The sequence below is a fragment of the Nocardioides sp. Leaf374 genome, from assembly GCF_916862475.1.
Classification (GTDB): Bacteria; Actinomycetota; Actinomycetes; order Propionibacteriales; family Nocardioidaceae; genus Nocardioides; species Nocardioides kribbensis.
In genome coordinates this window covers 56,997-74,515 of the sequence record NZ_CAKASO010000005.1, presented here as the reverse complement: position 1 = coordinate 74,515, position 17,519 = coordinate 56,997, and the positions used below count along the sequence as shown (strand labels likewise).

Genomic DNA, 17,519 nt, shown 5'->3' with positions numbered 1-17,519 from the left:
GACCCGGGCGGGTGAAGCCGCGGGGGTCCGGGGAGGGGCAGGGTCGAGGGTTCAACCCGAGGAGTCCCATGACCACCATCACCATCGTCGTCGTCCTGACCGTGCTCGTGCTGGCCGCCGTCGTGGCCACCGTCGTGCTCGTCGGGCGCCGCAACGCCCGGCTCAAGGAGGTCCGCCTCGAGCAGGCCGGGCAGCTGCGCGGCCAGGCCCAGCGTCAGGGCGGCTCCATCGCCGAGGCCCGGCAGCGGGCGGAGGCCGCCGAGGAGGAGGCCCGCGTCGCGCAGATGCAGGCCGACCGCGCCCGCGAGCGCGCCGAGGCCGCCCGCCACGAGGCCACCGTCGCCGAGGCCCACCAGGAGGACGCCCTGCGCGAGGCCGACCAGCTCGACCCCGACCGCGCCGCCACGCCGGCGCCCGTGACCGGCAGCCCCACCGACCTGCCCGGCGGGCCCGAGGGCGCCACCCCCGCGGCCGGCACGGCCACCGGCGCTCCCGCGACCTCGGCGCCTTCCGCGACCTCCGCGACCGCACCGGCCTTCCCGCCGAAGCCGGAGGGCTCCGACCGGCCCGGCATGGCCCCGGTCGAGCCCGGCACCCAGCCCGCCCCCGGCCGTCGCGCCGCCCCCGTGGGCGAGACCGAGCCCGCCGCCGCCCCCGACGCCGGTCAGGGGCGCCACCGCTCCCCCTGAGCCCCGACCGCGGCGCCCGCCACAGCACCACGTGGCCGCCCGGGTCTGAGAGGCTGCCGGGGTGGACGAGCCGAGGCAGCCGACGACCGCGACCGGCGGGTCGCAGGTGCCGGCGGCGACGCGCGCGCTGCGGGTGCTGCGCTTCCTGGCGACCCAGCCCGACCCCGTGCCGCTCGAGCGGATCGCGCGGGAGGTCGGGCTGCCGCGCAGCACGGCGTACCACCTGCTCGCGGCGATGATCGCCGAGGGCTTCGTGACGCACCTGGTCGAGGAGCACCGCTACGGCCTGGGCGTCGCGGCCTTCGAGGTGGGCAGCGGCTACTCCCGCCAGGAGCCGCTGCAGCGCCTGTCGCGCCGGGCGCTCGCGGCGCTGGTCGACCGCGTCGGCCAGACCGCGCACCTCGCCGTGCTGCACGGTCGCGACGTGCTCTACGTCGTCGAGGAGCGCGCGCCGGGCCGCCCGCCGCTGGTCACCGACGTGGGCGTGCGCCTGCCCGCCCACCTGACCGCGAGCGGGCGGGCCGTGCTGGCGCGTCTGCCGGCCGCGCAGGTGCGGGCGCTCTACCCCTCGCCCGACGCCTTCGTCGACCGCCACGGCAGCGGTCCCCGCACCCTCGGCGAGCTGCGCGCGGTGCTGGTCGAGACCCGCCGGCGCGGCCACGCCACCGAGGACGGCGAGGTGACCCCGGGCATGGCCAGCACCGCCGCCGCCGTGCTCGACCACAACGGGCACCCGGTCGCCGGCCTGGCCGTCACCTACCCCGCCGGCGAGGTGTCGCCCGCCCTGGTCGCCCGCGAGGTCGGCCGCACCGCCGACCTGCTCACCCGACGCCTGGGCGGACACCCCGCAGCAGGCCCCGAGCGACCAGCGGTCGACTGACCTCGGGCCTGCCCCGGCGCCCGGGCGACCCCCTGGCCGGAGCGCGGCACCGGCCTGTCGTCGGCGCTCGACGACAGGGACCGCAGGAGGTGTGTCCACGCCGACACGACCGGATCAAGTTACCTACCGGTAGGATTCTTCTCACCCCCCGGAGGGCCTGACGGTCCTGCTCGCTCGGCCCTAGGCTCGCGGGCACGTCACGGCCGCCCCGGGACGTGCTCCGTCGAGGAAGGGCCACCCGTTCCGATGCAGATCTTCGCCATCGTCGTCTCCCTGGCGCTGACCGCCGTCGCCGTCGTGCTGACCGTGAGGGCCGTGCGCTCGATCGTCGCCACGGTGCGGATCGGGCAGCCGACCACCGGTCGCACCGACCAACCGGTCCAGCGCACGCTGACCATGGTCAAGGAGACGTTCCTGCACACCCGGATGCTCCAGTGGAGCGTCGTCGGCGTGATGCACTGGTTCGTCTACCTGGCCTTCATCGTGCTGGGCGCCGCGGTCTTCACGGCGTACTTCCAGCTCTTCGACCCCGAGTTCCAGCTCCCGGTCATCGGTCACTTCTTCCTCTACGAGTGGCTCGGCGAGATCCTCGGCGTGCTCGGCACGGTCGGCATCGTCTACCTCGCGATCTACCGCCAGAAGCACCACCCGCGCCGCGAGGGCCGCAACTCCCGCTTCTACCGCTCCACGATGTGGCAGGCCTACTTCGTCGAGGCGATGGCGCTGCTCGAGGGCTCCGCGATCCTCTTCATCCGCGGCGCGGAGTACAACCTCGGCCAGGCCCTCGGCGGCGAGGACGTGGAGAAGTACAGCCGCTTCCACTTCCCGGTCAGCTCGTTCTTCGGCGACGTGCTCTACGGCACCGACCCGGAGACGCTGGAGAACATCATCATCGTCATCGCGATGATCAAGATCGTCCTGGCCATGATCTGGCTCATCGTCATCTCGCTGAACCTCACCATGGGCGTCGCCTGGCACCGCTTCACCGCCTGGCCCAACATCTGGTTCAAGCGCGAGGGCTCCGGCCGCACCGCGCTGGGCGGCGTCAAGCCCCTCACCAGCGGCGGCAAGGTCGTCAGCCTCGAGGACCTCGAGGACCTCGACGAGGACTCCAAGCTCGGCGTCGGCGCCATCGAGGACTTCAGCTGGAAGGGCATCCTCGACTTCACCACCTGCACCGAGTGCGGCCGCTGCCAGAGCCAGTGCCCGGCCTGGAACACCGAGAAGCCCCTCTCCCCCAAGCTCCTCATCACCGCGATGCGCGACCACGCCTACGCGAAGGCGCCGTACCTCAAGGCCGCCGAGGGCGACCGCGCCGCGCTGCTGGAGAACGACAGCGCCCTGGCCCTCGAGGTCGAGCGGCCGCTGGTCGGCGACACCGGCGACGACTGGTTCTACAACCCCGACTCCGGCGCCGCCGTGATCGACCCCGACGTGCTGTGGAACTGCACCTCCTGCGGCGCCTGCGTGCAGCAGTGCCCCGTCGACATCGAGCACGTCGACCACATCATCGACATGCGCCGCCACCAGATCCTGGTGGAGTCGAACTTCCCCGCCGAGCTCAACGGCCTCTTCAAGGGGCTGGAGAACAAGGGCAACCCGTGGAACATGTCGCCCAACGCCCGCCTCGACTGGGCCAAGGGTCTCGACGTCGAGGTCAAGGTCGTCGGCGAGACCATCGAGTCGCTCGACGAGGTCGACTGGCTGTTCTGGGTCGGCTGCGCCGGCGCCTACGAGGACCGCGCGAAGAAGACCACCCGCGCCGTCGCCGAGCTGCTCGACATGGCCGGCGTCTCCTTCGGCGTGCTCGGCAACGGCGAGACCTGCACCGGTGACCCCGCCCGGCGTGCCGGCAACGAGTTCGTCTTCCAGGGCCTGGCCCAGCAGAACGCGGAGACGCTCAAGGAGTACAAGGTCAAGAAGGTCGTCTCGACCTGCGCCCACTGCTTCAACACCCTCAAGAACGAGTACAAGGAGTTCGGTGTCGAGCTCGAGGTCGTGCACCACACCCAGCTGCTCAACCGGCTGGTGCGCGAGGGGAAGCTGACCCCGGTCAAGGAGGGCGCCGGCGCGCAGAAGCGCTCCATCACCTACCACGACCCCTGCTACATCGGCCGCCACAACGGCGTCTACACGCCCCCGCGCGAGCTGCTCCAGATCCTGCCCGGCGCCGAGGTCGTCGAGATGGAGCGCAACTCCGAGCGCTCCTTCTGCTGCGGCGCCGGCGGCGCGCGCATGTGGATGGAGGAGAACATCGGCGAGCGGATCAACATGAACCGCACGAACGAGGCGGTCGAGACCGGCGCCGACCAGATCGCCGTCGGCTGCCCCTTCTGCCGCGTCATGCTCTCCGACGGCCTCACCATGAAGCAGTCGAAGGGCGAGGCCCGCGAGGAGGTCGAGGTCCTCGACGTCGCGCAGATGCTGCTGGCGTCGGTCAAGGGCGAGCAGGCCACCAAGCTGGCGCCCGGTGCGGGCGCGGCCACCGCCGCTCCCGCGGCCGCGGCCCAGGGCGGCGGCACCACGACCCTCGAGCGCCCGGTCGAGACCAAGGCCGAGCCCGAGGCCGGCGACGAGACCATCACCGACGACACGGTGGTCGAGACCCAGGACGCCGGACCGCTGGCGAAGGCCAGCGGGGGCTCGTCGCTCTTCGACAGCCCCGAGGCCGCGGCCGCCGACGACAAGCCGGCCGGCGCGACCCAGGGCGCCTCGCTCTTCGACACCCCCGAGACCGCTGCCCCCGGCAAGTCCGTGCCGGCCGAGGCCAAGGCCGCCGAGCCGACCTCCGCGGGCGGCTCGCTCTTCGACCTCGGCGGCGACCAGCCGGCGGCGAAGGCGACCCCCGCCGAGGACGCGCCGTCGACCAGCGGCTCGACGTCGGGCGGCTCCACGTCGGGCGGCTCGCTCTTCGACCTCGGCGGCGACCAGCCCGCCGCGACGCCGGCCCCGTCGCAGGAGGCGCCCAAGGAGAAGCCGGCCGACCCGCCGGCCGCCACGGCGGTCTCGTCGGGCGGATCGCTCTTCGACATCCCGGCCGACGAGCCGGCGGCGAAGCCCGCGGCTCCCGAGGCGAAGGCCGACCCGGCCGCCGCCTCGCCCGCCGCGACGGAGCCGGCTCCGTCGGCTGCTCCGACGCCGAGCACCGACCTCGGCGCCGGTGGCTCGCTCTTCGACATCCCGGCCGCCGAGCCCGCCCCGGCGAAGCCGGCTGCGAGCGCCCCGGTCGAGACCCCCGAGCCCGAGCCCGCTGAGCCCGAGGCGCCGGCGGCGCAGGAGACGGCCGCTCCGGTCGAGCCGGCCGCACCGGCCGCTCCGGTCGCTCCGGTCGCCGGCCTGGGCTCGGGCGGGTCGCTCTTCGACATCGCCGCTCCCGCGCCGCGGGCCAGTGCACCGGCCGCTCCCGTCGCGTCCGAGGCGGCCACTGCGACCCCGGCCGACAGCACGAGCGAGGCCCCGGACGGCCCGAGCGAGGACGCCGCCGCCAGCAGCGCCCCCGCGGAGGAGCCGGCACCGGTCGCCCCGGCGGCCCCGGCCGCCTCGGTCACCCCGCGGGCCGGGATCCCGGAGGGCGGCTCGCTCTTCGACATCGAGGCTCCCGAGCCCGTCGCGGCCCCGCAGCCGCCGACGGCCCGGAGCGCGGCCGGCACGGCGTCCGAGGACACCTCCGCGGACACCACCGGGAGCACGGTGGCCGACGAGGCCCCGGCCGCGACGCCGGTCGCGGAGGACACCTCCGCGGGGGCGGCCCTGAGCGTGGCGGCCACGCAGGCCGCCGCCACCGACGACGCCCCGGCCCAGCCGGAGGCCGAGGCGATCGTGGCCGAGACCGACGACGCGACGGACGACGCCGAGGAGCAGGCCGAGCAGGCCCTGGCCGATGCCGAGGACGACGCGGCGCAGGACGAGCCCGCCCAGCCCGAGGGCGAGAAGGCCCAGGACGCGGATCCCGAGGACGAGAAGCCGAAGGCGGCGAGCAACGGCGCGGCCCACACCCCCCGCACCGACGCCGACATCTCCGGCTCGAGCTCGCTCTTCGACCTCTGAGTCACCCGCGGCGAGCGCCGCACCCCCGTGGCCCGCACCGACCCGTCGGTGCGGGCCACGTGCGTTCCGGGCCCGGACACACTGGCCCAGGGGACGGGGGCACGACGGCGACGTCCGAGGGCAACCATCCGTGCTTCGGAGGCGTCCCAGCGACGATGACGACCTCGCGCCCCTCCGCCCACACCGCCGGCGTGGCCCGCGCCGCCCGCGCGGGCCGCACCGCCGCCCTCGCCGTACTGATCCCCGCCTCCCTGAGCCCCCTCCTGCTGATCCTGGTGGCCCTCGTGCTCGGACGCCTTCCCTGACCCGCTGACCGCGCACCGGGCTCGGAGCCGAGGCCGCGGCCGCGGCCGGGTCGGGGTCGGGAGCGGACGTCATGCGAAGGGTGGATGCGCATCCATTCCTCGCATGACGCTCTCCTCCGGCGGGCGGGGACGCCCACCCGCCCCGGCCGCACGGCCCGCTCAAATCACGCAATTGCGCGACTGAGCACCACCCCGCCCACACGATTGCGCGATCCACGCACCTGACCGGCCCGACCGACAGTCCCGACCGCGCAAAGCCGCCAGCAGGCGAGTCGAGGCGACCGCGCTGATCGCGAGCACGCCCCAGACACCCACCACCGCCCACACCGCGCCATTGCGGGGTAGCGACAGCCAGCCAGCACCCACCACCCGGCGCAGGACGCACCCCGGCGCAGCACCCGACACCCCCACACACACCCAGACGCACCGCGGCCCGCGCCGACCGAGGTCGACGCGGGCCGCGGGAGGGGCCGGGCGGGTCAGCCCTGCGGGTCCTCGGGGACCACGACGGGGCGCAGACGCGCCCACGCCAGGAAGACCGCACCGACGGCGAGCATCGCGATGCCCGCCCACAGGTTGGCGTTCCAGCCACCTGTCTTCTCGGTCTCGGGGTCTCCGAAGATCCCCATGAACGTGAGGATGACGCCGTAGATGCCGATGAGGGCACCGATGATGTTGCGGATGTCGAAGGCACCCGCGGTGTGCTGGCTCCGGGCCATGACGATCTCCGATCAGGTGGGGGTCAGAAGACCACGTTGAGGACGACGACGAGGGCGAGCGCGAGGCCGGCGAGCGGCATGGTGCGCTGGTACCACGGGTGCGAGGCCTCGTCGGGGTCGACGAGGTCCTCGCGGGGGGTCTCGGAGTAGACGAGGCCCTTGAGCTCGGCGTAGGGCTTCGGCTTGGTCATCGAGGTGACGACCACGCTGACCACGATGTCGACCACGAAGGCGGCACCGGCGGCCACGAAGGAGGCACCCTGGCCGGCGAGCGGGATGACGCCGAGGCTGAGCGAGCCGAAGGCGTCCTCCGACAGGAAGGCGACGGCGACCGCCGAGAGCGTGCCCGCGACCAGGCCGGTCCAGCCGGCCGTGGGCGTCATCCGCTTCCAGAACATGCCGAGGATGAAGGTGGCGAAGAGCGGGGCGTTGAAGAAGCCGAAGAGCGTCTGCAGGTAGTTCATGATGTTGGAGAAGTTCGACGCCAGCTGCGCGGTGAAGATCGCGATCGCCGTGGCGGCGACCGTGGCCCAGCGGCCCACCGCGAGGTAGTAGTCGTCGGAGCGGTCCTTGACGACGTAGCGCTCCCACAGGTCGAAGCTGAGCACGGTGTTGAAGGCCGAGATGTTGGCCGCCATGCCGGCCATGAAGGCCGCCAGCAGGCCGGCGATGGCCACGCCGAGCAGCCCGTTGGGCAGCACGTCGCGCATCAGCAGGATCAGCGAGTCGTTGTACTTCACCGTGCCGTCGGCTCCGCCCGCCACCGTCTCGCCGGCCTTGGTGCGCGCGATGTCGGAGACGAGGACGGCCGCGATCATGCCGGGCAGGATCGTGATGAAGGGGATGAGGATCTTGGGGAAGGCGCCGATGATCGGGGTCTTGCGCGCCGCCGAGATCGAGTTGGTGGCCATCGCGCGCTGGACCTCGACGAAGTTGGTCGTCCAGTAGCCGAAGGACAGCACGAAGCCGAGACCGAAGACGATGCCGATCACCGAGAGCAGCTCGGAGTCGAAGCCGGTCAGCGCGGTGCCGGGCCAGGAGTTGAGCTGCTCGGCGGCCGAGGGGCCGTCGGGGTTGCTGCTCGCGGCCTCGGTGATGCCGACCTTGAGACCGTCCCAGCCGCCCACGCGGTTGAGCCCGATCAGGGTCAGCGGCAGCAGTGCCGCGACGATGACGAAGAACTGGAGCACCTCGTTGTAGATGGCCGCGCTCAGCCCGCCGAGGGTGATGTAGGAGAGCACGATGACCGCGGCGACGACCAGGGCGAGGGTGAGGTTCCACCCCAGCAGGGCCTGGATGATGCTGCCGAGCAGGTAGAGGTTGATGCCGGCGATGAGCAGCTGCGCCACGGCGAAGGAGATCGCGTTGACCAGGTGGGCGCCGGTGCCGAAGCGGCGCAGCATGAACTCGGGGACCGAGCGCACCTTCGAGCCGTAGTAGAACGGCATCATCACGACGCCGAGGAACAGCATGGCGGGGATGGCGCCGACCCAGAAGTAGTGCACCGCCGGCAGGCCGAACTCGGCACCGTTGGCCGACATGCCCATGATCTCGACCGCGCCGAGGTTGGCGGAGATGAAGGCCAGGCCGGTCACCCAGGCGGGCAGCGAGCGGCCCGAGAGGAAGAAGTCCACCGAGTCGGAGACGTTGCGGCGGGCCACGACGCCGATCCCGAGCACGAAGGCGAAGTAGATGGCGATGAGCAGGTAGTCGACGAAGTGGGCTGAGATCAGCGTGTCGCCGGCCATCGCCGTGGGGGCGGAGATCGACATGCAGCGTCCTTTCGGGGATGAGCAAACCTGCTGAACATACGCCCGCCCGTGCCGACCAGCGCCACCCCCTCGGGTGACGGCGTCAACCATCAGCGCCACGACGACGTCATCTGATGTCGTGTTGCCCTTGTGGTGACGTCACAGTGATGTCATGGTGGTGCACATGGACCTGACCCCGTACGTCGACAGCCTCCGCCGCGACCTCCTCGCCGCGGCCGACGCCTCGGGCGAGGAGGCCCGTGCGCTGGCCCAGCGGCTGGGCCACGCGCTCGACCCGGCCGCGCGGCTCGCGCTCATGGAGGCCATCTCCCACGCGGCGGCCCAGATCACGGCCGAGATGCCGGTCGGCGGCGTCGACGTACGTCTCGACGGGCGGGAGCTGGCCTTCGTCGTCGACGCCACGCCCCCCGCGCCGCTGCTGCCGCCGGCCCCACCCGCACCCCCGGCGCCGCCGGCACCACCCGCCGAGGACCTCGACGACGCGGCGGTCTCGCGGGTCACGCTGCGGCTGCCGGAGCCGGTCAAGGCGCGCGCGGAGGAGCTCGCCGCCGAGGCCGGGCAGTCGCTCAACACCTGGCTCGTCCACGCCGTACGACGAGCCACGCATCAGCCCTCCGAGCCGCTCGACCTCACCAGCACCGCCCACCCCGGCGCCCAGCCGGGCCCCGGGGGCGGGCCGGTCTTCACCCGCCGGCCCGGCAGCCGCCGGCTCACCGGCTGGGTCTGACCCGCACGCCCACGACGCCGCGCGTCGACGGCCCCCGAGACGCACGACGCCCCACCCCGACGACCGGCGGACCGCCGACCCCGCACTCACCGAGGCGTACGTCATGCGACCCGTGGATGCGCATCCACCCTCCGCATGACATCCACCGCCCCACCCCGCACACCCACCCGCTCGCCGCGCCATGCGTCATGCGGCCCGTGGATGCGCATCCACCCTCCGCATGACGTCCGCCGCCCCGCCCTGCACACCCACCCGCTCGCCGCGCCGTACTTCATACGACCCGTGGATGCGCATCCACCCTCAGCATGACATCCACCGCCCCGCCCCGCCCCGCGCACCGCCCCACCCCGCGCACCGACCCACCCCGCACCCCGACCCACCCGCACCCCGACCATCCAGGAGCAGCCATGAGCAGCACCCGCGAGCACCGCCTCGCCGTCGACGGACCGGTCGACCTCGTCGTCCGCAACCCCCGCGGCGTCGTCGACGTCACCGCGACACCCGCAGCCGCCGGCGGCGGCGCCGAGCCGGTCACCGTCTCGGTCGCGGGCCCCGCCCCCGACACCGTCGACGTCCGCTCCGAGGACGGTCGGGTCGAGGTCGCGGCACCCACCGGGCGCAGCGCCGAGGGCCACTACCACCTCACGATCCGCGTGCCGGCCGGCTCCCGCCTGACCGCTCGACTCGGCTCCAGCGAGCTGAGCACCGTCGGCCCCCTCGCCACTGCGACCGTCCAGGGCGCTTCGGGCGACGTGACCGTCGAGGTCCTCGCCGGGCCCTCCCGCGTCGAGACCGGCTCCGGCAACGTCCGGCTCTCGCGCTGCGCCGACGTCACCGTGCAGTCGGGATCCGGGGACGTGGACCTCGGACGGGTCGACGGCGCGGCCCAGGTCTCCACCGGGTCGGGTGACGTCACCGTCGAGGCCTGCACCCGCGAGCTCGTCGTGAAGACCGGCTCGGGCGACCTCCACGTCCACAGCCTCCAGGGCGCACTCTCCTTCAGCACCGCCAGCGGCGACCTGGCCGTCGACCGGGCCGAGCACGGCTCGATCTCCGCGCGCAGCGCCTCGGGCGACGTGCACGTCGGCGTGCCCGCCGGCCTCCCCACCTGGGCCGACGTCGGCTCCGTCAGCGGCGAGGTCGCCTCCGAGCTCGACGCGGTCGGCGAGCCGGCCCCGGGCCAGGACCACCTGCTCGTGCGCGCCACCACCGTCTCGGGCGACGTCCGCCTCTCACGGCGCTGAGCCCGGCCCCGACGCCCACACGACACCGCCCGCCGAGCGCTTGACCCTGCCCCTGCGTCAGCCGCGAGCGTGGCACGAGCCGACCCTCACCAGCCGACCCTGACCAGCCGACCCTGAACAACCCACCCGACCAGCCCACAGACCAGCCTGCCCGACCCCGCCGTTCCGAGCCGACCCATCCGGCCCGTCCCAGCGACCGAAGGACCCACCATGAGCTACCCGCCCAGCATCCACCGCGACGAGGCCCGCCAGGTCGTGGCCGACCGCGTCGCCCGTGCCAACGAGCGCCACCTGCCCACCGTGCCGCGCCGCCGCCGACTCGCCCGCGGCCTGCGCCGCGTCGCCGACGCCCTCGACGCCTGACCGTCCACCGAAGGCCCCCAGGAAGCCCACCGGACGCACGTCCGGCGCACGCCCCCAGGCCCACGCACGACCCGACCCCGCGGCCCGATCGACCCGGGCCGGCACCGGGCGGGTCAGGACCGCATCGCGACGCCCTCGCGCCAGTAGCCCATGAAGGCCACCTGGCGGCGGTCCATGCCGAGGTCGCGCACCATCACACGGCGCAGCCCGGTGACGACCTTCGACTCCCCCGCGATCCAGGCGTAGACCGTCTGGCGATCGGCGGCCGCCCGCTCCGAGCGACTCGCCCCGTCCCGCCCACCGGCCCCGCCCCCGCCGTCCTCGGCGACGACCTCGCCGGAGGAGGAGTACGTCGGGGTCTCCCACAGGTCGGGGTCGACCTCGTCGACCTCCACCTGCCCGATCGGCACCACGGGCGACTCCAGGCAGGCCAGCACCTCGCGCTGCAGCGCCACCCCGCGGGGCGCGCCGTCGCGGGGCAGCCAGGTCAGCTCGACGCCGGCCGGGCGCGGCAGGTCCTGCACGTCGGCGGCGCAGGGCACCTCGACGAAGGCGTGGCCCTCGGCGTCGGCGTCGAGGCCCGCGAGGATGCCCGCGACGGCCGGCACGGCGGTCTCGTCGCCGACGAGGAGCACGCGGGCGCCCGGCGTGGGGGCGAACTCGATGCCGCCGTAGGCCACGCCACGGCGCGGGGCGAGCACGACGGCCCGGTCGCCGACCCGGGCGCGCGAGGCCCAGCGGGCGCCGGGGCCGAGCGGGTGCTCGCCGTCGGGGCCCTCGTCGTGGAGCACGACGTCGACGACCAGGCGGGTGTCCTCGCCCTCGCCGACGATGTCGCGGATGGTGTAGGTGCGCATGTGGCCGCGCTCGGCCTGCGGCAGGGCCTGCCAGGCGGCGTACCAGCCGCTGTCGGCGGCCTCGAAGGACGGCAGCGGCCCGTCGCCGTCGGGCAGGACGAGCTTGAAGCGCTGGTCGAGCAGCGGGCCGTCGACGCCGAGGTCGGCCAGCGCAGGTGCGCCGAGCTCGAGGCGCACGAAGCTGGGCGAGAGCCGCTCGACACGGCGCACGGTCACCGTCTCCAGCAGCATCGGCAGCGCCGCGCGCGCGGTGGAGGTGGCTGTGGCCATGGGGTGCTCCCGGAGCGGTCGAGATGAGGTAAGGCAAACCTTACCTGACACCGCGACGGGCTGCCCCGAGCGTCCTGCTCCGACCGTCCTGCCCTGACCGTCCTGCTCGGCGCGACCGGGGCCGCGGCCGCCTCAGATCGAGGTGCGGTGGAAGCCCTGGAAGGAGCGCGACGGCGTCGGGCCGCGCTGGCCCTGGTAGCGCGAGCCGTACCTCTCCGAGCCGTAGGGGTGCTCGGAGGGCGAGGAGAGCCGGAAGAAGCAGAACTGCCCGATCTTCATGCCGGGGTAGAGCTTGATCGGCAGCGTCGCCACGTTGGCCAGCTCCAGCGTGACGTGGCCGGAGAAGCCGGGGTCGACGAAGCCCGCGGTGGCGTGGGTCAACAGCCCGAGGCGCCCCAGCGAGGACTTGCCCTCCACGCGGGCCGCGATGTCGTCGGGCAGCGTCACGACCTCGTACGTCGACCCCAGCACGAACTCGCCCGGGTGCAGGATGAACGCCTCGTCCCCCTCAGGCTCGACGATCCGGGTGAGGTCGGACTGGTCGGCCGCGGGGTCGATGTGGGGGTACTTGTGGTTCTCGAAGACGCGGAAGTACCGGTCGAGGCGCACGTCGATGCTCGACGGCTGGAGCATCTGCGGCTCCCACGGGTCGAGGGCCACACGGCCGCCGTCGATCTCGGCCAGGATGTCGCGGTCGCTGAGCAGCACGCGCCTCAACCTACCGGCCCCGCGCCGGCGCCACCCTGGGGTCCGGGGCTCGGCCGGCTGCCGCATCATGGGTCGGTGACCTACCAGCGCTACGTCGCCCTGGGCGACTCCTTCACCGAGGGCGTCGGCGACCCCGACCCCGACCGCCCCAACGGCCTGCGGGGCTGGGCCGACCGCGTCGCCGAGGTCCTCGGCGCCGCCTCGCCCGACTTCGGCTACGCCAACCTCGCCATCCGCGGCCGCAAGCTCGACGGGATCCTCGCCGAGCAGCTCGAGCCGGCGCTGGCCCTCGAGCCCGACCTGGTCACGATCTACGCCGGTGCCAACGACATCCTGCGCCCCTCGGTCGACCTCGACGCCCTCGCCGAGCGCTACGACGCCGCACTCGGCCGCCTCGCCGCCACCGGCGCGCGGCTGCTGGTGTGGACCGCCTTCGACCCGGGCGGCTCGGCGATCTACCGCCCGGTGCGCCCCCGCTTCGCGCTCTACAACGAGCTGGTGCGCGAGGCCGCCGACCGCCACGGCGCCACCATCGTCGACTTCTGGCGCCTCAAGGAGTACCGCGACTGGCGGCTGTGGGACGAGGACCGCATGCACATGGGCCCCGCCGGCCACCAGCGGATGGCGATCGAGGTGCTCGACACCCTCGGCGTCGCGCACGACCTGGCCGCGCTGCCCCTGCGCGAGGCCGCGCCGACGACGCGACGCGAGCAGGCCGCCGCGCACGCGACGTGGCTGCGCGAGAGCGCCGTACCGTGGGTGCACCGACGGCTCACCGGACGCTCCTCGGGCGACGGCCTCTCGCCCAAGCACCCGACCCTGACCCGCGACCTGACCGCCCGGTCCGCACCCTCCTCTGCACCCTCCGGAGCGTGATCGTCTAGCATGACGCCGTCGCCGGGGCCGCCCCTCGGTGATGTTGCGGATGTAGCTCAGTTGGTAGAGCGCGACCTTCCCAAGGTCGATGTCGCGAGTTCGAGTCTCGTCATCCGCTCCACACACCGGCAGGCCGGCCCCCACCCGGGCCGCCTGCCGGTTCCTGCTCAGCCGCGCTGTACCCCGCCGGCACCCTCCGGGTCGGTCGGCCCCCGGCAGCGCCGACGTCGGCCCCGGCGACCCAGGCGACGGGGGGCTTTACACGGGCCGACACCGGGAGCACAGTGGTGCCTGTCACAGGAATTTGACGGTCTCGCGGCGCGGTCCCACCGCGGCGCGGTCCCCGCTCGGACGGCGCTGTCCCCCCGGAGCCGTCCGAGCGGGGCACACCCCTCACCACCGGGCCCCTAGCCTCACGACGTGAGGATCGAAGCCACGGCGGGACCACCCGGCGGACCAGCGCAGGAGTGCTACGTCCGCCAGGGCACCGACTACCTCTCGATGGTCACCGACATCATGGCCGCCATCCCGCCCGGCTGGGACCTCATCGCCATCACGACCGGGCCCGACCGCCCTGGCGGCTCCCCGGCCGCACCACGACCCCTCGACCGGTCGAAGCGCAGACCCCCGCCCCCGCCCCGGGGCTCCTAGCGTCGCGGCTGCCACCTGGCCCGGCTCCCGCTCTCCGCTCGGGCCGCCACCCGCTCCACCGCTCCTCCCGAGACCGGCAGGCGCCCCCGGGCAGGAGTACGGTGGGGAGCATCACCCGCGACGCCGGGCCCGTCGGGTCCGCCGAGACGCAGGTGCGGAAGGTGGACGTCATGACGACGTCACCGCACGCCCCGTCCCCCGCTGCCCCGGTCGCCTCCGCGCCGGGCGGCACCGCCGTCGCCAGCCAGCCGCTGCGCCTGAGCATCGCCGAGGATCCCCACGGTCCCGTCGACGGTGCGTGGTGGCCACGCTCGCGCGACCTGGTCACCGAGGTCGCCGACCTCGTCGACCACTTCCCGGTCGAGGTCGGGCGCCTCGACCGGCTGCTGTTCTCCCGCCCCGACTGGGACGACCCGGAGGGCGTCGCCACCCCGCGCCGGGTCCGCGCGGCCCGCGGCATGGTCAAGACCGGCTCCTTCCCCAGCGACGACACCCACCTCGTGGTGGCCAAGCTGTCCTCGGGGCGACGGGTCCGTCTCGTCGTCGTGCCGCCCGGCACCTCGGAGTCCGAGGCCCGCGCCGTCATGACCGCTGCGGGCGGCCCCGACAACCACCGGACCGCCCGTGAGCTGCTGGGCCTCGACACCGACCGGCCCGACGACCTCGGCCACCACGCCTGGGACGACGACAGCGCCGGCGCCACCCCCTGACCTGGCCCGGGCTCCCCCGGGACCTGGGCCCGCCCGGGTCGCGCACCGGCGCGGCCTAGGCTCGCCGGGTGGAGTTCACCGGTTTCCCCGTCGCAGCGCTCGACTTCTACGACGACCTCGAGGTCGACAACACCAAGTCGTTCTGGGAGAAGCACCGCGGGGTCTACGAGGAGTCGGTGAAGGCCCCCTTCACCGCGCTCGCCGAGGTGCTGGCCCCGGAGTTCGGGGCGGTGAAGATCTTCCGGCCCTACCGCGACGTGCGCTTCGCCAAGGACAAGACGCCCTACAAGACCCACCAGGGCGCCTTCGCCGCCGCGGGCCCGTCGACCGGGTGGTACGTCGAGCTCTCCCCGCGCGGCCTGCGCACCGGCGCCGGCTTCTACGAGGCCTCGGGGGGTCGGCTCCAGGCCTTCCGCGCCGCCGTCGCCCACGACCTCTACGGCGCGGAGCTCGAGTCGCTCCTCGCCACGCTGGTCGGCGAGGGCTTCGAGGTGGGCGGCGACCGGCTCAAGACCTCGCCGCGCGGCTACGACGCCGACCACCCGCGCATCGACCTGCTGCGCCACCGCTCGCTGACCGTCGGGCGGTCCCACGGCTTCGAGCCGGTCATCCACACCCCCGCCGCCCTCGACCTCGTGCGCGACGACTGGCGCACCCTGCGCCCCCTCGTCGACTGGGCCCGGCGCCACTGCCAGGACTGACGCCGCCCGTCCCGGCCCCGCTCCGGCCGTCCTACTGACCGTTGCGACCACTGGCCGACCGTGGTGACGCCCTGCCAGTGGTCGCAACGGTCGGTAGGACGCGGGCGGGGGCGTCGGCCGGCGGCCCGCGGCGGTCCGCACCGAGCCGCCCACCGGTCGTGGCCGGGAGTTCACCGGCCGGCCGCCCGCCGCTGCCACCGTGCGGGCCATGGCCAAGCGCAGGATCTACCTCCACATCGGTCTCCCCGGCGCCGGCGGCGCCTTCCTCCCCGCGGCGCTCGCCCACCACGCCTCGGCGCTCGCTGCCGCGGGCGTGCACGTGCCGACCCGCGCCGGCGACGAGGTGCTGCGGGCCGCCGTGGAGCTGCGGCGCGACCACAAGCAGCACGGCTACCGCCGCCGCGAGGTCGAGGGCACGTGGGCGGCCCTGTGCCACCGTGCCCGGAAGGCCTGCGCGAAGGGCGAGAGCGTCGTGCTGGCCGAGGAGCACCTCGCCGGCGCCGACACCGACCAGATCGCCCTGCTCCTCGACGCGCTGAGCGGGTGGGAGGTGCACGTCGTGGCCGTCGTCGCCGACCCCGCCTCCCAGCTGGTGGGCGCCTGGGCCGACACGATCCGCACCGGGGCCACCCGCTCGCTGCGCCGCTGGACCCGTCGGGTGCTCGACCCCGCCCGCGAGGCGCCCGAGGCCGTCGCCTTCTGGGACGAGCACGACCTGGAGGGCGTGCTGCACCGGTGGTCCGCCGCGCTGCGCCGCCCCGACCGGATGCACGTGGTCGTCGCGCCCCGCGCCGACGACGCCCGCGGCGCCTCCGTCTCCCGCCGCGACTGCGCTGCCTCGGTGTGGGCCGACCTCGGTCGCGTGGTCGGCTTCGACGCCGCCGCGCTCCCGCTCACCGAGGTCGACACCGACCGCGGCGCCCGGCTCGACGCGACCGGCCTGGCCGTGCTGCGCGGGGTCAACCGGGCCGTCGACGGCCGCGTGGCCCCCGGCGCGCAGCGACGCGTGGTGTCGGACCACCTGGCCCGCCGCGAGGAGGCCTCGGGCCCGGAGCTCCCGACGCTCCCCGCCGAGCTCCACGGCGAGCTGCGCGACCTCGCCGAGCGCTGGGCCAAGGCGGTGGCCGACGCCGGCTGGCTGCTGTACGGCGATGCCGCCGACCTCGTGCCGGCGCTGCCGACCCGCGCGGTCGACCCCGACGAGGTCGGCCCCGGCGCGCGGCTGGCCTCGGTGACCGACTCGGTCGCCGACCTGCTGGTCGAGGTGGCCCGCCTGCGCGAGGAGAACGACGCCCTCGCCCGTCGTACCGCGAAGCTCGAGCGCAAGCGCACCAAGCTCAAGACCCGGCTGGCCGCCGCCACCGCAGCCGGCCCAGCCGGCTCACCCGGCCCAGCCGACTCAGCCGACTCAGCCGACGGGGGCTGACGGACCGGGGCCCGAGCCCGCACGACCAGCGGCCGCGGGCAGGTCGCCGCAGGTCAGTGCGGCTGCCAGGCGTCCTCGTCGGAGGTCCGCTCGGTGACGGTGCTGGGCAGCTCGCGGTCGGCGAGCTGCTGGATGGAGACCTGCTCGAAGACGTCGCGCAGGGCGCGGCGGGCGGCGATCCAGACGTGCTGCAGCTCCCCGGCGGCCTCGTTGTAGGTCACGGCCTCCGGGCGCAGGCCGTAGACCGAGACCAGCGGGCCGTCGACGGCCCGGATGACGTCGGCCACCGACACGTCGCCCGCGGCGCGTCCCATGCGCCAGCCGCCGGACTGACCGCGCTGCGACATCACGATGCCGGCGCGGCGCAGGTCGGCGAGGATCGCCTGCAGGAAGCCGTGGGGGATCTCCTGGAGCCGGCCGAGCTCCTCGGCGCTGACCGCGCGACCGTCGGCGCGCGAGGCCATCTCGATGAGGGCCCGCAGGGCGTAGTCGGACTTGGCGGAGACGCGCATGGGGCCAGTCTGTCAGATGAGTCGACCCCTCCAGTCGACCTTGGCGACTCACGCGACTCAGT

General features: G+C 74.4%; 17 protein-coding genes and 1 tRNA gene. 13 read left to right on the top strand and 5 right to left on the bottom strand.

The features are described from left to right. The first annotated feature begins 68 nt into the window (after window positions 1–68). From LPA27_RS03885 to LPA27_RS03870, 4 genes are all read left to right on the top strand, one after another. Window positions 69–689 (top strand): hypothetical protein, encoded by a 621-nt coding sequence (locus LPA27_RS03885; RefSeq protein WP_228941575.1) that lies wholly within the window; start codon window positions 69–71, stop codon window positions 687–689. A gap of 61 nt (window positions 690–750) precedes the next feature. Then, window positions 751–1,569 (top strand): IclR family transcriptional regulator, encoded by an 819-nt coding sequence (locus LPA27_RS03880; RefSeq protein WP_056864911.1) that lies wholly within the window; start codon window positions 751–753, stop codon window positions 1,567–1,569. 246 nt (window positions 1,570–1,815) lie between these two features. Beyond that, complete coding sequence (locus LPA27_RS03875; RefSeq protein ID WP_228941574.1) at window positions 1,816–5,616, top strand: (Fe-S)-binding protein; 3,801 nt, start codon at window positions 1,816–1,818, stop codon at window positions 5,614–5,616. 155 nt (window positions 5,617–5,771) lie between these two features. Further along, window positions 5,772–5,921: a hypothetical protein gene (locus tag LPA27_RS03870; RefSeq protein ID WP_228941573.1), complete on the top strand. Its 150-nt coding sequence runs from the start codon at window positions 5,772–5,774 to the stop codon at window positions 5,919–5,921. A 479-nt stretch (window positions 5,922–6,400) separates the two neighbouring features. Here LPA27_RS03870 and LPA27_RS03865 read toward each other — a convergent pair whose 3' ends face one another. Then, entirely contained in the window at window positions 6,401–6,640 is a 240-nt protein-coding gene (locus tag LPA27_RS03865; RefSeq protein WP_228941572.1) for a hypothetical protein, read from the bottom strand. Between the two features lie 23 nt (window positions 6,641–6,663). Beyond that, the gene (locus LPA27_RS03860) at window positions 6,664–8,388 is read right to left on the bottom strand and encodes a sodium:solute symporter family protein (RefSeq protein ID WP_228941613.1); all 1,725 of its coding nucleotides are present in this window, start codon (window positions 8,386–8,388) and stop codon (window positions 6,664–6,666) included. A 187-nt stretch (window positions 8,389–8,575) separates the two neighbouring features. Between LPA27_RS03860 and LPA27_RS03855 the strand changes: the two genes are divergently transcribed. The 3 genes from LPA27_RS03855 to LPA27_RS03845 all read left to right on the top strand — a co-directional run bounded on the left by LPA27_RS03855 (window position 8,576) and on the right by LPA27_RS03845 (window position 10,746). Next, window positions 8,576–9,139: a pilus assembly protein HicB gene (locus LPA27_RS03855; protein WP_228941571.1), complete on the top strand. Its 564-nt coding sequence runs from the start codon at window positions 8,576–8,578 to the stop codon at window positions 9,137–9,139. A gap of 407 nt (window positions 9,140–9,546) precedes the next feature. Continuing rightward, window positions 9,547–10,383, top strand: a complete 837-nt coding sequence (locus tag LPA27_RS03850; RefSeq protein ID WP_228941570.1) for a DUF4097 family beta strand repeat-containing protein — start codon at window positions 9,547–9,549, stop codon at window positions 10,381–10,383. 210 nt (window positions 10,384–10,593) lie between these two features. Then, window positions 10,594–10,746 carry a hypothetical protein gene (locus LPA27_RS03845; protein WP_156718361.1) on the top strand — a complete coding sequence of 51 codons (153 nt, stop codon included), beginning with the start codon at window positions 10,594–10,596 and terminating at the stop codon, window positions 10,744–10,746. A 113-nt stretch (window positions 10,747–10,859) separates the two neighbouring features. Here the strand turns inward: LPA27_RS03845 and LPA27_RS03840 are convergent, their stop codons facing one another. Then, window positions 10,860–11,873 (bottom strand): siderophore-interacting protein, encoded by a 1,014-nt coding sequence (locus LPA27_RS03840; RefSeq protein ID WP_228941569.1) that lies wholly within the window; start codon window positions 11,871–11,873, stop codon window positions 10,860–10,862. Window positions 11,874–12,005: 132 nt separating this feature from the next. Continuing rightward, the gene (gene dcd, locus LPA27_RS03835) at window positions 12,006–12,581 is read right to left on the bottom strand and encodes a dCTP deaminase (RefSeq protein WP_056864915.1); all 576 of its coding nucleotides are present in this window, start codon (window positions 12,579–12,581) and stop codon (window positions 12,006–12,008) included. 75 nt (window positions 12,582–12,656) lie between these two features. Here dcd and LPA27_RS03830 point away from each other — a divergent pair, with 75 nt between their 5' ends. From LPA27_RS03830 to LPA27_RS03805, 6 genes are all read left to right on the top strand, one after another. Continuing rightward, window positions 12,657–13,457: an SGNH/GDSL hydrolase family protein gene (locus LPA27_RS03830; RefSeq protein WP_056864916.1), complete on the top strand. Its 801-nt coding sequence runs from the start codon at window positions 12,657–12,659 to the stop codon at window positions 13,455–13,457. Between the two features lie 45 nt (window positions 13,458–13,502). Continuing rightward, a tRNA-Gly gene (locus LPA27_RS03825) sits at window positions 13,503–13,578 on the top strand. Between the two features lie 299 nt (window positions 13,579–13,877). Continuing rightward, entirely contained in the window at window positions 13,878–14,108 is a 231-nt protein-coding gene (locus LPA27_RS03820) for a hypothetical protein (protein WP_156718359.1), read from the top strand. Between the two features lie 170 nt (window positions 14,109–14,278). Next, a complete protein-coding gene (locus LPA27_RS03815) occupies window positions 14,279–14,818 on the top strand; it encodes a DUF5994 family protein (protein WP_228941568.1) in 540 nt (179 codons plus the stop codon). A gap of 68 nt (window positions 14,819–14,886) precedes the next feature. Then, on the top strand, window positions 14,887–15,519 hold the full coding sequence (locus LPA27_RS03810) for a DUF2461 domain-containing protein (protein WP_056864918.1): 633 nt from the start codon (window positions 14,887–14,889) through the stop codon (window positions 15,517–15,519). A gap of 208 nt (window positions 15,520–15,727) precedes the next feature. After that, window positions 15,728–16,945 carry a hypothetical protein gene (locus LPA27_RS03805; RefSeq protein WP_228941567.1) on the top strand — a complete coding sequence of 406 codons (1,218 nt, stop codon included), beginning with the start codon at window positions 15,728–15,730 and terminating at the stop codon, window positions 16,943–16,945. Window positions 16,946–16,998: 53 nt separating this feature from the next. Here LPA27_RS03805 and LPA27_RS03800 read toward each other — a convergent pair whose 3' ends face one another. Beyond that, the gene (locus tag LPA27_RS03800) at window positions 16,999–17,457 is read right to left on the bottom strand and encodes an RrF2 family transcriptional regulator (protein ID WP_056864920.1); all 459 of its coding nucleotides are present in this window, start codon (window positions 17,455–17,457) and stop codon (window positions 16,999–17,001) included. Window positions 17,458–17,519: the final 62 nt, after the last annotated feature.

What these genes read in the sequence shown, in the direction of transcription:
- LPA27_RS03885 (WP_228941575.1), top strand. Translation starts at nt 69, where the DNA reads ATGACCACCATCACCATCGTCGTCGTCCTGACCGTGCTCGTGCTGGCC.
- LPA27_RS03875 (WP_228941574.1), top strand. Translation starts at nt 1,816, where the DNA reads ATGCAGATCTTCGCCATCGTCGTCTCCCTGGCGCTGACCGCCGTCGCC.
- LPA27_RS03870 (WP_228941573.1), top strand. Translation starts at nt 5,772, where the DNA reads ATGACGACCTCGCGCCCCTCCGCCCACACCGCCGGCGTGGCCCGCGCC.
- LPA27_RS03865 (WP_228941572.1), bottom strand. Translation starts at nt 6,640, where the DNA reads ATGGCCCGGAGCCAGCACACCGCGGGTGCCTTCGACATCCGCAACATC.
- LPA27_RS03860 (WP_228941613.1), bottom strand. Translation starts at nt 8,388, where the DNA reads ATGGCCGGCGACACGCTGATCTCAGCCCACTTCGTCGACTACCTGCTC.
- LPA27_RS03855 (WP_228941571.1), top strand. Translation starts at nt 8,576, where the DNA reads ATGGACCTGACCCCGTACGTCGACAGCCTCCGCCGCGACCTCCTCGCC.
- LPA27_RS03850 (WP_228941570.1), top strand. Translation starts at nt 9,547, where the DNA reads ATGAGCAGCACCCGCGAGCACCGCCTCGCCGTCGACGGACCGGTCGAC.
- LPA27_RS03845 (WP_156718361.1), top strand. Translation starts at nt 10,594, where the DNA reads ATGAGCTACCCGCCCAGCATCCACCGCGACGAGGCCCGCCAGGTCGTG.
- LPA27_RS03840 (WP_228941569.1), bottom strand. Translation starts at nt 11,873, where the DNA reads ATGGCCACAGCCACCTCCACCGCGCGCGCGGCGCTGCCGATGCTGCTG.
- LPA27_RS03815 (WP_228941568.1), top strand. Translation starts at nt 14,279, where the DNA reads ATGACGACGTCACCGCACGCCCCGTCCCCCGCTGCCCCGGTCGCCTCC.
- LPA27_RS03805 (WP_228941567.1), top strand. Translation starts at nt 15,728, where the DNA reads ATGGCCAAGCGCAGGATCTACCTCCACATCGGTCTCCCCGGCGCCGGC.
- LPA27_RS03800 (WP_056864920.1), bottom strand. Translation starts at nt 17,457, where the DNA reads ATGCGCGTCTCCGCCAAGTCCGACTACGCCCTGCGGGCCCTCATCGAG.